We start from the raw sequence: 13,948 nt of genomic DNA, 5'->3' as shown, positions 1-13,948 counted from the left end.
CATCAATGGCACATAGAGAACTGCCCACCCATTATATTTCGAGATTGCGGCTGACCAATTACCGCAATTATGCAAGTGCGGCTTTGGACCCAGACGCACGCCATGTGGTGCTGACGGGGCCAAACGGGGCGGGCAAAACCAATCTATTAGAAGCAATTTCTTTGCTTGGGCCAGGGCGTGGCTTGCGCCGTGCTGCCTTTGAGCAATTGGCGCTGCATACCAGCGAAACCGGGTGGGCCGTGGCCGCCAGCCTTGAAACGCCGATGGGGCCTGTCGATATGGGCACCGGGCTAGATCAAGGCGTGCAAACGGGCCGCCGGGTGCGGATCAATGGCAGCGCCGCCAAATCCGTCGAGGAACTGGGCGAATATGCCCGCATTCTTTGGCTGACCCCAGCGCTGGATGGCTTGTTCACCGGGCCCGCAGGCGATCGCCGCCGCTTCTTTGACCGATTGGTGATGACCCTCATCCCCAGCCATGGGGCAGAGGCCAATGCTTTTGAAAAGGCGATGCGCCAGCGCAATAAGCTGCTGGAAACAGATTTTGACCCCGGCTGGATGAGTGCGATTGAAGCGCAAATGGCCACCCATGCAGCGGCAATGCACTTTGCGCGGGTGGATATGATCACCCATCTCAACCAGTTGCTGGATAAAACACGCGGCAATGCGCCTTTTCCCGCCGCTTATGTGGCCCTTGCAGCGCAAGATGAGTTGCAGGAGGAGTTTGTCTCCTCTAGTGCCTTAGAGAGCTTCCTTACTGATTTATGGCGCAATCGCCGCCAAATTGATCGTGGCGCTGGCCGCACCACATTGGGCCCGCATCGCACGGATATGCAGGTCACGCACGTCGATAAGCAAATGCCAGCTGGGCTTTGTTCCACGGGCGAGCAAAAAGCTTTGCTTATCGGTCTTATCTTGGCGCAGGCCGAGCTGGTGCGCCAGATCACCCATATCTCGCCGCTTTTATTGCTGGATGAGATTGCTGCGCATTTGGACCCATCGCGCCGTGCGGCCCTGTTTGAGATTCTCAACGCACTCGGCACCCAATGTTGGATGACGGGCACCGACAAAATGCTGTTTGAAGCCTTGGGCGACGAGGCCCAATTCATCGCGGTAAAAGACGCTCAATTGGCGCTTTAGCATCATAATTTTATGACAATTTCGCCTTGAGTGGCCAAAAGGGGCGACAATCCCAAGAAAAAGCGGCAAAATCGGGCTGCAACGCTTTGGTTTAGGGCCAAAAAGGTCTAGAAAAAGAGAAGCTAAACAGATTGTGATTCGGTGCAAATGAGCGAAGAAAATCAGACCCCTCAAGATAATGAATATGGTGCGGAAAGCATTCGCGTGCTCAAGGGCTTGGATGCGGTGCGCAAACGGCCGGGCATGTATATCGGGGACACCGATGATGGCTCCGGTTTGCACCATATGGTCTATGAGGTGGTGGACAACGCGATTGACGAAGCGCTTGCTGGACATGCCGACTATGTGACCGTAACATTGAACCCGGATGGTTCTGTCTCTGTCACCGATAATGGTCGCGGCATTCCAACCGATATTCACGAAGAAGAAGGCGTTTCTGCCGCCGAAGTGATCATGACCCAGCTTCATGCGGGCGGTAAGTTCGATTCCAATTCCTATAAGGTGTCGGGCGGCTTGCACGGCGTGGGCGTTTCTGTGGTGAATGCGCTCTCAATCTGGTTGGAACTTGAAGTGAAGCGCAAAGGCAAAGTGCATCGCATGCGCTTTACTCACGGGGTTGCAGACGCACCTTTGGAAGTGGTTGGTGATGCTGGCGACGAAACAGGCACCAAAGTGACCTTTTTGCCTTCGCCTGAAACCTTCACCATGGTGGAGTTTAGCTATGATACGCTCGAGCATCGTTTGCGCGAATTGGCTTTCTTGAACTCCGGCGCGCGCATCATCTTGCGAGATCAACGCCACGGCGAAGATAAAGAAGTTGAGCTGTTTTACGAAGGCGGTCTGGAAGCCTTTGTCCGCTATTTGGACAAATCCAAGCAGGCGCTGATTGAAAACCCGATCTATATCACCGTTGAAAAAGACGACATTACCGTTGAGCTGGCCTTGTGGTGGAACGAAAGTTACCACGAGAATGTATTGTGCTTTACCAACAATATTCCGCAGCGCGACGGTGGCACCCACTTGGCGGGCTTGCGCGGGGCGTTGACCCGGCAGGTAACAGGTTATGCGGAAAGCTCTGGCGCGCTTAAGCGTGAAAAAGTGTCGCTAACAGGCGATGATTGTCGTGAAGGCCTAACCTGCGTGCTGTCTGTGAAGGTGCCGGACCCGAAATTCTCATCTCAAACCAAAGACAAGCTGGTATCCTCTGAGGTCCGCCCTGTGGTGGAATCAGTGGTCAATGAGCGTTTGAACCAATGGTTTGAAGAGCATCCGCAGGAAGCCAAAAACATCATCTCAAAAGTGGCCGAAGCTGCCGCGGCGCGTGAAGCGGCGCGCAAGGCACGGGAACTGACACGGCGTAAAACCGCTTTGGATGTGTCCTATCTGGCAGGCAAGCTTAAAGATTGCTCGGAAAAAGACCCGGCCAAATCAGAACTCTTCTTGGTGGAGGGTGATAGTGCGGGCGGATCGGCCACTCAGGGCCGTGACCGGGGTACTCAGGCCGTTTTGCCACTGCGTGGTAAGATTTTGAACGTTGAGCGTGCGCGCTTTGACAAAATGCTATCTAGCCAAGAAATCGGCAACCTTGTGATGGCGCTCGGTACGTCCATCGGGCGTGAAGAATTCAATATCGAGAAATTGCGCTACCACAAAATCATCATCATGACGGATGCGGACGTGGATGGGGCGCACATTCGGACGCTTCTGTTGACCTTCTTCTATCGGCAAATGCCCGAATTGATCGAGAACGGTCATATCTTTATTGCCCAGCCCCCACTTTACAAAGTGCGGCGTGGCCAATCTGAGCAATATTTGAAGGACGAACGCGCGCTGGAAGAATATTTGCTCAATGCGGGCCTTGAAGACGCAGCGTTGATCACTGGTGCAGGTGTGACCCATACCGGTCAAGATTTGATGGATTTGGCATCAAAGAGCCGGGATATCGTCCACACCATCAACGGCTTGAATGCCCGTTATGACCGACAAATCATTGAGCAATGTGCCATTTCCGGCGCGTTGAGCTTGTCTGTTTTCGAAGATCCTGCTCAGGGTGAGAAAATGGCGCAAACTGTTGCGCAGCGATTGGACTTGGTATCCGCTGAAACAGAGCAAGGCTGGGAAGGCACATTTGATCCAGCTGATGGCTATGTTTTCTCACGCACCGTGCGGGGCGTTTTGGAAAGTCATAAAGTTGACGGCACTTTGCTACGGTCCGTGGATGCACGCAATTTGGAAAAACTGGCAGGATATCTCGAGAACCTGTTTGAAGGTTTGGCCAAGTTGGAACGTAAAGGCCAAAGCCAGCAAATCTTTGGACCGTTCACTCTTTATGACGCGATGACTAGCTTTGGCCGCAAGGGCATTTCCATGCAGCGCTATAAGGGGCTGGGCGAAATGAACCCTGATCAATTGTGGGAAACAACGCTTGATCCAGATGCACGCTCTTTGTTGCGCGTACATGTGAAAGAAAGTGACGTTGCCGACGAAACATTCTCAAAGTTGATGGGTGATTTGGTGGAGCCACGACGCGAGTTTATTCAGGACAACGCCCTCAGCGTGGCGAACCTCGACGTTTAAACCAGCACATCGATATATAAAAAAGGCGCCAATCGGCGCCTTTTTTATGCCAATTTTTTGACCAGCAAAATTGTGGTGAGATCGCTATCCCACTCTGTGTCGGGATATTGCTCGATCTCTTCAAATCCGTGTTTGCGATAGAATGCGCGAGATTGGGTGTTGAACGTGTCCGTTTCCAAACGCACTTGGGCGTGAGATCGACCAATCTGGCGTTCCGCATGGTCCAACAAAGCGCCACCTACGCCACGCCCCTGCGCTTCATATGCCACATGAAGGGCGGCAACAAAATCATCAAAATAATGCACCATGCCCAGCGGCTTACCTTGGTCGGTCGCCACAAAGATATCGCTGCAATATTGATCCAAATAGTCTTGAACATTTTGCTCAAAGCTTTCAGCTTTGGCCAGGCCACGCGCATTAAGCTGCGGTTTCCATGTGTGGGTAAATGTCGAAAGCAAAATGTCTTTAATGGCGGGCTTGTCGGCAGCCGTCGCCTTTCTGATCTGAAAATCCACCGGAACATCCATAATTTGGTCAAATCCTGCATGTACCGCTTGAATTACCGTGCAGCAATGGAATGAAAGCGATATATCTGCGCTGTTGCAAAAATGTTTACACCCCATAAACCGGCCACATTTACATTGAATAAGCACTTTCCTCGACTTTTAATCAAATCCGTGAGGGCAATTGGTGGCGCGTAAACCATCCAAATCATCAGATCTGAAATTGACCACTGCTGACCGTGTAGGTGCCGGCAAGGGCAAGAAAACGCGTACGCGCACCAAAGCCAAAACCACCAGCACGGCCAAAGCTAGCCCGAAGAAAAAGACTACAAGACGCAAGGCAAAAAAGCAGCCCAAATGGACATTTTGGCGTGTCATGCGTCGCCTTTTTTATTGGGGCGTCGTTTTGGGCGTATGGGCCGGGATCGCGGTGATCGGTATTGTCGCCTATTATGGGATGCAGCTTCCATCCTCAGACACATGGGCCATTCCAGATCGCCCGGCAAATATTCGCATTGTCGCGGCAGATGGGCGACTTCTGTCTAACCGTGGCAAGATGGGTGGCGAAGCCGTTTCAATCCACGAGCTGCCGCACTTTGTGCCCGCGGCGGTGTTGGCGATTGAGGATAGACGGTTCTACAACCATTTTGGCGTCGACCCGATCGGCATAGCCCGTGCTTTTGTAAACAACACAATTGAAGGCCGCATCACTGGTGGTGGCTCGACCATTACCCAGCAGGTGGCGAAGAACCTATTTCTGACACCTGATCAGAACTATGGCCGTAAAATTCAAGAAGCTTTGCTGTCGGTTTGGCTCGAGCAAAACTTCACCAAAGACGAAATTTTGCAGCTCTATTTGAACCGCGTCTATTTTGGAGCCGGGTCTTATGGCATCGAAGCTGCAGCCCAACGTTATTTCGGCAAATCTGCGCGCAATCTGTCTCTGGGCGAATCTGCGATTTTGGCAGGCTTGCTTAAAGCACCATCGCGGCTTGCGCCCAATAAAAACCCCGAAGGTGCTGCTGCCCGCGCCCGTGTGGTGCTCAATGCCATGGCGGAAGAAGGCTACATTTCAGAAGCCGAAGCTAAAGCAGCCGCTATTGATCCCAATAAACGCATTCGCACCCGCGTCACTGGCACCGAATATTATGTGGCGGATTGGGTGGAAACATTGATGGACAATTATCTTGGTGAAGTGAACCAAGACGTGATTGTTTACACCACCATCAATTGGGAAATGCAAAAACAAGCCGAATTCCTGATCAAGGAAATTGTGCGCGAGCAGGGTGAAGAGCGGGCCTTTAGCCAAGGCGCTTTGGTGTCGATGACACCAGATGGTGCCGTGCAAGCAATTGTTGGCGGCATTGATTACACCACAAGCCAATATAACCGCGCAGTCACCGCGCGGCGGCAATCAGGCTCTGCCTTTAAACCCTTCGTTTATCTGACTGCTTTGGAACATGGTTATCGGCCAGATACGGTGGTTGAAGATGCGCCGTTTACCTACAAAGATTGGTCGCCAGAAAACGCTAGCGGTAAATATCGTGGCCGCATCCAGCTGCGCGATGCTTTGGCCATTTCGTCAAATGTTGTGGCGGGTAAGCTCGCAATTGAATTGGGGCCGCAAAATGTGGCGCAAACCGCCTATAAGCTCGGCATCTCCAGCAATGTAGATGCGGTGCCATCAAGTGCGTTGGGCACCACAGGCATTTCCTTGTTGGAGCTAACCGCGGCTTACGCACCCTTCGCTAACGGTGGCCAAGGCATTATTGCGCGGGTGATTTCGCGCATTGAAACCGCGGATGGGGAAGTGCTTTATAGCCACGAGCCTGCGGGCCCCGGCCAAGTGATCGCGCCCGAATATATTCCGATGATGAACGATATGTTGGCCCACTCGGTTGAAGTGGGCACAGGGCGCAAAGCGAAGTTTGGCAATTGGCCGATTGCAGGCAAAACGGGCACATCGCAGAAAAACCGCGACGCCGTTTTTGTGGGCTATAGCGCCCGGTTGATCACCGGCGTTTGGGTTGGCAATGATGATGACACGCCAACCAACGCAAGTGGCGGCAATGTGCCGGTGCAGGTGTGGCACGATTTTATGCAAAAAGCGCACGAAGGGTTCGCCGTTGCGCAAATTCCGGGCGGCAATGTGCGGTTTGACAATCAACAAAATCTAGAGCCGATGACGCAGCGCCCGCAAGAAGGGCAACGCCGAAATCTAGGTGATTTGATTAATGAATTGTTCTCGCGCAATTAAAGCGCGAGAACCTTCTTGCGGTATCCTCGCCGTCAATAAACAAACGGGATAAGCTTCTTGGTCCGCGCTTCATAGTCTTTGAAGGCCTTTCCATAACGCTCGCGCAAATAGTCGTCGAGCATGGGCACATTATAAAAGGCGAAAAGACAAAACAGCATAGCGGGGATGACCGCCCCGAGCCAATGGCCCGCCACCAACGCATAGCCAGCAACCCAAACGATATCGCCGAAAAAGTTGATGTGCATTGAGTGGGCAAACAGCCCGCCAGTATAGAGCACGCCCTTATGTGCCGGATCTTGCTTGAAAATATGCCGCTGCAGTTCTGATGCGGTGTTGAGCACACAGCCCAGCACAAATAGGGCGACGCCGATATAGCCCCAAACATCCAGTGGTGCACCGTTGGGCAGCACCAAAATGGCAAAGCCCACATAATAAAGCGCGAACGCAGATGGCACCGTAAACGCTTCTGACCAAGGCAAAGTCCGTTTCATCAAATAGAACATCATAAAGCCCATGCGCAGCAAAATGATGATGTTAAACGCCAAGATAAGGCCATAGCGGGCAGGTGCTTCCATTGGCAGCGTCCACCCAAACAGATTGGCAAAAAATGCGCTGCCAGCGCCAAACATGATCCATGCTGAAAGCCCGATCAGGGCAAGTTCGATCAGTGTAATCGTGATTTTTTGCGGCAAGGATTTGGATTTTGAGCCATATAATTCCATGATGCGCTCCTATGCTGAGGCGGGGATAAACGAAAAGTCTGGTTCGCGTTGCAGAACGGTGGAGAGATAAATCTCGCCCTCTATTTGCCGGAGAAAGGGGCGCGCTTCTGGTTGAAGTGCAGACTCAATTTTTTGGTAATATGACTTGATCGCGGCTGCGAACCGTTCATTGCGGGCTATGCTGTCAAAAAACAACGCAAAATAGCGGGCCAGCCCAAATTGCGCCATTGCTGCATGGGGACCAAACTGCGTCTGATAAATTTCCACCAATAGGGCCAGTTGCGTTGTAGCTGGAACACTGGCCAAAGCGCCGAAATCTGTTTGGGCAAACCCATCCAAAAAATAACGCTGCAGCACCTGATCGATCAAATCTTCCTTTGAGGAAAAGTGATGATAAAGCGCCCCTTTTGAAACCCCGGCCTTTTTGATGACTTCGCTTAAGCCAACGCCATCATAGCCTTGGGCCAGAAACATATTGAACGCGATGTCCAACAATTGATCCTTTAAATTTGTCATTTTTACTTTCCACATACCGACTGGTCGGTCTGTATATAGGATGACAAATGTCAAACGTCAAGGGATCGGGCAAAATCAAAAGGGGAGAGGACTATTGTGTAATTTGATAGCGCATCAACTCGCGCCCATGCACCTTCAGCCAATCATGGCCCCGCTTCATATCGGGCAAAGTTTCCTTCACAGTGCGCCAAAAGCGAGGCGAATGATTCATCTCGCGCAAATGGGCCACTTCATGCGCCGCGACATAATCAAGCACATAAGGCGGCGCCAACACCAACCGCCAAGAAAAATTCAACTGCCCCGAAGAGCTGCACGACCCCCAACGGCTGGTTTGATCGCGAATGGTGATACCCTTCGGTACAAGATTGAGTCGCTGGGCATGTATATGCACCTGCTGTTCCAAATCTTGCCGCGCTTGATTTTTGAGCCAGTCGCCCAGTTTGCGAGCAAAATGTTCGGGCGCGCCGGGCACCTCAATGCGCCGCGTCTCTGGGTTGAGCTGCACCAGCCCGCGCAGCTGGCCAGTGCGCGCCAAATTGTGCAACGTGCCGCGCAACGGCAAGTCCATTTCAGGCGCAATCAAAGTGGGGGCTTCAATCTGATCAATACGTTGATTAAGCCAATCTTGGTGCCGATGTAGAAAATCTTGCGCGTCGCGCCAATTGCCGCGTTGGGGCACTGTCAGCACCACCCCCTTTTTGGGGTGCAGAGATAGGCGGTAATGTTTGGCACGCGCATTTTGGCTCACCACAACATTCACCGCGCCAGCGGCAAGATCAATCTGTAGCTTTTCGGGAATCGCTTTGCGACGGTTCGACATCATAGATAGATTTCACCCAAAACAGATTGATTTGGCAATAAAAAAGGCACCCATAACGGGTGCCAGATCAATTCGATCAAAGTTTTGGGGGTCAGGGTGCCCTTGCGTCATATTCGGGGGTTAACGCAAGGGCCAGGGGAGGAGCGATCAGCTCTTAATAGTCGTCGCGCTTTTTATCGTCTTCGCGGCCTGAAAATCGATCATCTTCGTCATCATGACGCTTAGAACGGTGCTCAGATTTGAAACGATCAAATTCTTCGCGGTCACGCGCCATATGCAAATTGCGCAGGAAGTCTTCAAACTCTTCACGCTCTTTTTCAAGGCGGATGCGCTCTTCTTCAATGCGACGAATTTCAGCTTCGCGATATTCATCAAAAGCTGCATTGCCAGTTGCACCGTGACGGTAGCGCTTGCCGCGACAACCCTTCATCTTGTGCTTTTGTTTATGCATCCATTTTTCAGCTTTGTCGCTTGAGCCACCCCAATGTTCGCCCCACAAAATGTAGAACAACATGGCCAAACCAAGCGGCCAGAAAATAATAAAGCCGAGAACCATAAGACCAATGGTCAATGGAGACCATTCTGGTTTAATCAATTGTGTGCTCATTATATCACCTCTTCATCAACGATGACTTAGATTTGGGGGCGAATTTGGTAGCTTCAAGCACCAATTTTTTGCAAAAAGGGTCTTGAAAATGCGCAAAACAACGCCCAGAGCGCCGAAATCCGGGCAAAAAACAAGCAATTTGGCTTTACGTCCAGCCAAAATGGGGAGCAAAAAGTGATCGATTCCAACAAAACCGCGCCAGCATTGGCCTATAGCGGCCACCATAGATTGCGCTTGGAAACCCTTGTGCGTCTGCGTTGGCTAGCGGTTGCGGGACAAAGCGCGGGCGTTTTGGTTGTGGCTTTTGTGCTCAACTATCAACTGCCCTTGGCCGCCTGTTTCACCCTTATTGCCATGTCAGCGTGGCTAAATGTGTTTTTGTTAGTGCGCTTCCCCGCCACCCTGCGATTGCGCTCGCAAGTTTCGGCAGCCCAATTGGCCTATGATTCATTGCAATTGGGGGGCCTACTTTATTTGACAGGCGGTCTATATAACCCGTTCGCGCTTTTGCTGTTGGCACCCGTCAGCGTATCCGCCACCACTCTGCCTTATCGTTGGACGCTTGGGTTGAGCGCTTTGGCCATCGCCATCATCACCTTGTTGGGTTTCTTCCATATGCCGCTGCCATGGGGCGGCAACGAGCCTTTTGCCATCAACAATCTTTATGTGTTTGGCATTTGGGTCGCGCTGGTTTGTGGTGTCATCTTCACCTCGGCCTACACCAACCGTGTGGCGCATGAAGCGCGGCAATTGGCCGACGCGTTGAGCGCGACAGAATTGGTGTTGGCGCGCGAGCAGCATTTATCAGCTATTGATGGTTTGGCGGCTGCTGCCGCTCATGAATTGGGTACGCCTTTGGCCACCATTGCCCTTGCGGCAAAAGAAATGCAAACCGATCTAGACGACCCGCAATCGCTGAAAAAAGATCTCGAACTGATCCGGGAACAAGCGGCTAGATGCCGTGAGATTTTGCAAAAGCTGCGCAATCTAAACACCCAAGAAGAGCATTTCGCCGAATTGAGCGCCAGCGATCTGGTGGCAGAAGTCTCTGAACCGCAGCGATTCTTCGGCATTGATATTGAACTCGATGCGCAAGGCGAGGGCAGCGAACCCAAACTGGCTCGGAATTCGGGCCTCATCTATGGCCTTGGCAATCTGATTGAAAATGCTGTCGATTTTGCGCAAAGCCGTGTGGAAGTGAAAGTGCGCTGGACAGACCGTATGTTAGAGATAGACATATGTGATGACGGGCCGGGCTTTACGCAAGACATGCTGATGCGCATGGGCGAGCCTTATCTCACCACCCGCCCGAAGGACACGCAAGACAGCGACCCAACTGAGCCCGGCGGTTTGGGACTTGGCATCTTCATTGCCAAAACTCTGCTCGAGCGCACCGGCGCGCAGCTCGATTTTTTCAATCGTGACGATGGTCAACATGCCTGCGTCAAAATAGCATGGCCAAGACAGGTGATTGAACTGAGCGAGTGATTTAAACGTATTCAATGAGATGGCTTTGACCTGTCGGTTGAATTAGTGCCATAAAGTATCAATTGCGAGGATACGAAAATGACCAGCGTGCCAGAACTTTTGGACAAAGACTTGTCCTTATTGCTCGTGGATGATGACAAACCGTTTTTGACGCGACTTGAACGGGCCATGCAAAAGCGTGGCTTTGATGTGCGCACAGCAGATAGTGTGGCCGCCGGCATGGCGCAAGTGAAATCCAATCCCCCAGCCTATGCTGTTGTGGATATGCGCCTTGAAGATGGCAATGGCTTGGATGTTGTTTCCACGCTCAAGGAGCGCCGCCCAGATGCACGCACCGTGGTGCTCACAGGCTATGGCAATATCGCCACCGCTGTAACCGCTGTGAAATTGGGCGCGGTGGATTATCTCGCAAAACCTGCAGATGCTGACGATGTGTTCAAAGCGTTGATGGCGGATGAAGACGAAATCAAAGCCGACCCGCCAGAGAACCCAATGTCAGCCGACCGGGTGCGTTGGGAGCATATTCAACGGGTTTATGAATTGTGCGATCGCAACGTGTCTGAAACGGCACGACGCCTGAATATGCATCGGCGTACGTTGCAGCGGATTTTGGCAAAACGGGCCCCCCGCTAAAAATAAATAAGCCAAAACAACAATCTCTTGCCTTTTGTCTGAAACATCCGGCTGCTAAGCTAGGTGCAAATTGCGCATGTTTCACACAAAGGAAAAGCAATGAGTGTTGTTCTGTCATTTCATGGTGCGGCCGGAACGGTCACAGGTTCATGCTATCGCGTCACCCATCCCGGCGGTCAGTTTCTGGTGGATTGTGGCCTGTTTCAGGGCAACAAAGCGGTGCGCGCGCTCAATGATAAGCCATTTCCATTTGATCCGGCCAAGCTCGATTATGTCTTGCTGACCCATGCCCATATTGACCATGCGGGCCTGCTGCCCAAACTGGTGAAGCATAAATTTCAAGGGGCCATCCACGCCACAGCACCAACAACGGGCTTGATGGATTATCTCTTGCCGGACAGCGCGGGCATTCAAGAATATGAGGCCGAACGGCAAAATCGCAAGCGGGCACGCAAAGGTGAAGAGTTGATCGAGCCGCTCTATACCCGCGAACATGCAGAAGAAACCATCGCACGGTCAAAAGGCCATCCCTACGAAGAATGGTTCGAACCCGGCCCCGGTGTAAGAGCACGCTTTTGGAACGCGGGCCACATATTGGGCAGCGCTTCGATTGAAGTACATGTGCAAGATGAAGATGGCAAAACCATCAAAATCCTGTTTTCCGGTGATTTGGGCCCAGATGAAAAAGTCTTCTATCTTGAGCCACACGCCCCTTCTGGCTTTGATTACATATTGTGCGAAAGCACCTATGGCGGCCGAGATCGCGATGATTATTCTTTGGAAGAACGCCGTACAGCACTGAAGAAAGAAATAAACCAAGCTTTGGCCCGCGGCGGCAATTTAGTGATCCCTGCCTTTGCCGTTGAGCGCAGTCAGGAATTGCTGCACGACATTGGCTTGCTGATCAAACGTGGCGAGATCGATCCGCAATTGGTGTTCCTCGATTCGCCCTTGGCGCGTCGTGTGACATCGGTGTTCAAGCGTCACGCAGCGGATCTGCAAGATGTTGAACTGGGTCCAGAAGAGCTTTTTGCCGATGATCGATTCCGCATTGTCGAATCGGTGGAAGAAAGCAAGGGCATCAACCGCATCAATGGCGGTGCCATCATCATGGCTGCGTCTGGCATGTGCGATGCAGGGCGGATCAAGCACCATCTGCGTAACAATATTTCTGACCCGAAATCCACCGTTCTGTTCGTGGGCTATCAAGCGCCGGGCACGCTGGGCCATGTGATTAAATCAGGCAAAAACGAAGTGCGTATTCACGGCAACAACCATATTGTCCGCGCCGCCATTCGCTCCATCGGCAATTATTCGGCTCATGGTGATCATACCGAACTGATGGACTGGATTGCCGAGCGCTTGCCCGCCCATGGTGCGATATTCTTGACCCACGGAGAAGATAATAGCCGCGACGCAATGAAAAAGGCCCTTGGCGAAAAGGAGTTGGGGCCAGACAAGGTGATTGCACCGCAATTGGATGATCAATTTGAGCTGCGCGCCAACGGCGTTGGCCAAGTGCGTCAACCCGAGCATATGCGCATCGACCCACAACAATTCACCCAAGATTGGTCAGCCGAATATGCCCGCTTCTCTATAGAACTCGGCCATGTCTTGACCGAGGAGCAAAGCGACAAAAAACGCCTAAACCTAATGAAGCGCCTCCGCGCCGAACTGGATAAAGTTTAAATGCAAAGTGGAAATTGTTAGGTGATCATCTTCATCGGCCCCAATCGCCAGCGTCACAATTTGCGTGGATTGCAGCGGCTTGATCATACGCCGTTGATGAAGCACAAAACCTATAATTGGCTCTTCAGAACGCATCGGCTGCCCGCGGCGACTTATGTCTTCACTTTCATTGATCGGTTGCATCCGCGCGAGCGCCGTTTGGCCAGCAGAATATATCGTCATATTAATGTTGCTGGCGCTGGTTTTAAGGCGTTGAACGATCCGGCGAAATCAAAAAATCGGTTGGGCCTGCTGAGGTCCCTACATGCAGCGGGTATCAATGATTTCAACGCCTATCGGGCGGACGAAGCGCCAAAGCCTGTAAAATTTCCGGTATTTTTGCGTCATTTGTCCGTCAGCCTGCCACCGGTAACAGACTTGATCCATACGCAAGCTGACTTGGAACGTGCGATCGACGAACTTGTAAGGGCGGGCGAGCCCTTGGACGATTTGATCGTTATTGAATATTGCGCTGAACCCTTCGTGCAGGACTATTTTGCCAAGGTTTCAGCCTATCGACTTGGCGATCAATATATGCTGGGCTTTTTCCTTTTTGATCACAAATGGTACGTAAAACTTAGTGACTTCGACAATGTGCCCCCCGATTTTGCAGCGACAGAAGCAGCAATTCTGCAAGAGAATAAGTGGATTGATGTTCTAAGAAATGCGTTCGAATTAGCAGATATCGAATATGGCCGCGCAGATTTTTCGCTGGTGAACAATCGACCTCAGATCTATGAAATCAACTTCCATCCGCAAGCGGCATTGGCGCAATATGAGTCGAAAAACCCGGAGCGTGTGGCGACAGCAAACGGTGTGGCCCGCCGCCGCATGGACGCTTTGATCTCCATCGACCAAAAGATACCCGCCAAGCCAATTCCAAATGTAAATGATCCCGAGATCACTGCGTTTCGGCTTCGTCCGTGGCGCAACTTTGCGCCGCAACGATATTAGGAAA

Annotated in this window: 12 protein-coding genes; 7 read left to right on the top strand and 5 right to left on the bottom strand. The window is 51.9% G+C overall.

Translation table 11 applies throughout. The annotated features are described in order from the left end of the window. The first annotated feature begins 5 nt into the window (after positions 1–5). Together recF and gyrB are read left to right on the top strand one after the other, a co-directional pair. Positions 6–1,139 (top strand): DNA replication/repair protein RecF, encoded by a 1,134-nt coding sequence (recF, locus tag ACP15Y_RS11585; RefSeq protein WP_424983244.1) that lies wholly within the window; start codon positions 6–8, stop codon positions 1,137–1,139. A 147-nt stretch (positions 1,140–1,286) separates the two neighbouring features. Continuing rightward, positions 1,287–3,716, top strand: a complete 2,430-nt coding sequence (gyrB, locus tag ACP15Y_RS11580; RefSeq protein ID WP_424983243.1) for a DNA topoisomerase (ATP-hydrolyzing) subunit B — start codon at positions 1,287–1,289, stop codon at positions 3,714–3,716. Positions 3,717–3,760: 44 nt separating this feature from the next. Here gyrB and ACP15Y_RS11575 read toward each other — a convergent pair whose 3' ends face one another. Further along, positions 3,761–4,231: an N-acetyltransferase family protein gene (locus ACP15Y_RS11575; protein ID WP_424983242.1), complete on the bottom strand. Its 471-nt coding sequence runs from the start codon at positions 4,229–4,231 to the stop codon at positions 3,761–3,763. Between the two features lie 175 nt (positions 4,232–4,406). On the opposite strand from ACP15Y_RS11575, the gene ACP15Y_RS11570 reads away from it, so the two are divergent. Next, on the top strand, positions 4,407–6,476 hold the full coding sequence (locus tag ACP15Y_RS11570; RefSeq protein ID WP_424983241.1) for a transglycosylase domain-containing protein: 2,070 nt from the start codon (positions 4,407–4,409) through the stop codon (positions 6,474–6,476). A gap of 32 nt (positions 6,477–6,508) precedes the next feature. Here the strand turns inward: ACP15Y_RS11570 and ACP15Y_RS11565 are convergent, their stop codons facing one another. The 4 genes from ACP15Y_RS11565 to ACP15Y_RS11550 all read right to left on the bottom strand — a co-directional run bounded on the left by ACP15Y_RS11565 (position 6,509) and on the right by ACP15Y_RS11550 (position 9,141). Beyond that, positions 6,509–7,198, bottom strand: a complete 690-nt coding sequence (locus tag ACP15Y_RS11565) for a DUF1295 domain-containing protein (protein WP_424983240.1) — start codon at positions 7,196–7,198, stop codon at positions 6,509–6,511. A gap of 9 nt (positions 7,199–7,207) precedes the next feature. Then, a complete protein-coding gene (locus tag ACP15Y_RS11560) occupies positions 7,208–7,714 on the bottom strand; it encodes a TetR/AcrR family transcriptional regulator (protein WP_424983239.1) in 507 nt (168 codons plus the stop codon). 91 nt (positions 7,715–7,805) lie between these two features. Next, positions 7,806–8,537 carry a M48 family metallopeptidase gene (locus ACP15Y_RS11555; RefSeq protein WP_424983238.1) on the bottom strand — a complete coding sequence of 244 codons (732 nt, stop codon included), beginning with the start codon at positions 8,535–8,537 and terminating at the stop codon, positions 7,806–7,808. Between the two features lie 151 nt (positions 8,538–8,688). Then, the gene (locus ACP15Y_RS11550) at positions 8,689–9,141 is read right to left on the bottom strand and encodes a DUF2852 domain-containing protein (RefSeq protein ID WP_424983237.1); all 453 of its coding nucleotides are present in this window, start codon (positions 9,139–9,141) and stop codon (positions 8,689–8,691) included. A 174-nt stretch (positions 9,142–9,315) separates the two neighbouring features. On the opposite strand from ACP15Y_RS11550, the gene ACP15Y_RS11545 reads away from it, so the two are divergent. The 4 genes from ACP15Y_RS11545 to ACP15Y_RS11530 all read left to right on the top strand — a co-directional run bounded on the left by ACP15Y_RS11545 (position 9,316) and on the right by ACP15Y_RS11530 (position 13,944). Continuing rightward, positions 9,316–10,629, top strand: coding sequence for an ActS/PrrB/RegB family redox-sensitive histidine kinase (locus tag ACP15Y_RS11545; RefSeq protein WP_424983236.1), 1,314 nt, complete (start codon positions 9,316–9,318; stop codon positions 10,627–10,629). 78 nt (positions 10,630–10,707) lie between these two features. Beyond that, on the top strand, positions 10,708–11,262 hold the full coding sequence (locus ACP15Y_RS11540) for an ActR/PrrA/RegA family redox response regulator transcription factor (protein ID WP_424983235.1): 555 nt from the start codon (positions 10,708–10,710) through the stop codon (positions 11,260–11,262). Between the two features lie 99 nt (positions 11,263–11,361). Then, the gene (locus tag ACP15Y_RS11535) at positions 11,362–12,951 is read left to right on the top strand and encodes an MBL fold metallo-hydrolase (RefSeq protein ID WP_424983234.1); all 1,590 of its coding nucleotides are present in this window, start codon (positions 11,362–11,364) and stop codon (positions 12,949–12,951) included. 21 nt (positions 12,952–12,972) lie between these two features. After that, on the top strand, positions 12,973–13,944 hold the full coding sequence (locus tag ACP15Y_RS11530) for a hypothetical protein (RefSeq protein WP_424983233.1): 972 nt from the start codon (positions 12,973–12,975) through the stop codon (positions 13,942–13,944). Positions 13,945–13,948: the final 4 nt, after the last annotated feature.

Source organism: Maritalea sp. S77, assembly GCF_049801075.1.
Lineage (GTDB): Bacteria > Pseudomonadota > Alphaproteobacteria > Rhizobiales > Devosiaceae > Maritalea.
Note: the sequence above shows the minus strand (reverse complement) of the source record. Positions and strands in the feature narration are given on the sequence as shown.

Coding starts and splice junctions, on each gene's coding strand:
- recF (WP_424983244.1), top strand. CDS start 6: ATGGCACATAGAGAACTGCCCACCCATTATATTTCGAGATTGCGGCTG.
- gyrB (WP_424983243.1), top strand. CDS start 1,287: ATGAGCGAAGAAAATCAGACCCCTCAAGATAATGAATATGGTGCGGAA.
- ACP15Y_RS11565 (WP_424983240.1), bottom strand. CDS start 7,198: ATGGAATTATATGGCTCAAAATCCAAATCCTTGCCGCAAAAAATCACG.
- ACP15Y_RS11560 (WP_424983239.1), bottom strand. CDS start 7,714: ATGACAAATTTAAAGGATCAATTGTTGGACATCGCGTTCAATATGTTT.
- ACP15Y_RS11555 (WP_424983238.1), bottom strand. CDS start 8,537: ATGATGTCGAACCGTCGCAAAGCGATTCCCGAAAAGCTACAGATTGAT.
- ACP15Y_RS11550 (WP_424983237.1), bottom strand. CDS start 9,141: ATGAGCACACAATTGATTAAACCAGAATGGTCTCCATTGACCATTGGT.
- ACP15Y_RS11540 (WP_424983235.1), top strand. CDS start 10,708: ATGACCAGCGTGCCAGAACTTTTGGACAAAGACTTGTCCTTATTGCTC.
- ACP15Y_RS11535 (WP_424983234.1), top strand. CDS start 11,362: ATGAGTGTTGTTCTGTCATTTCATGGTGCGGCCGGAACGGTCACAGGT.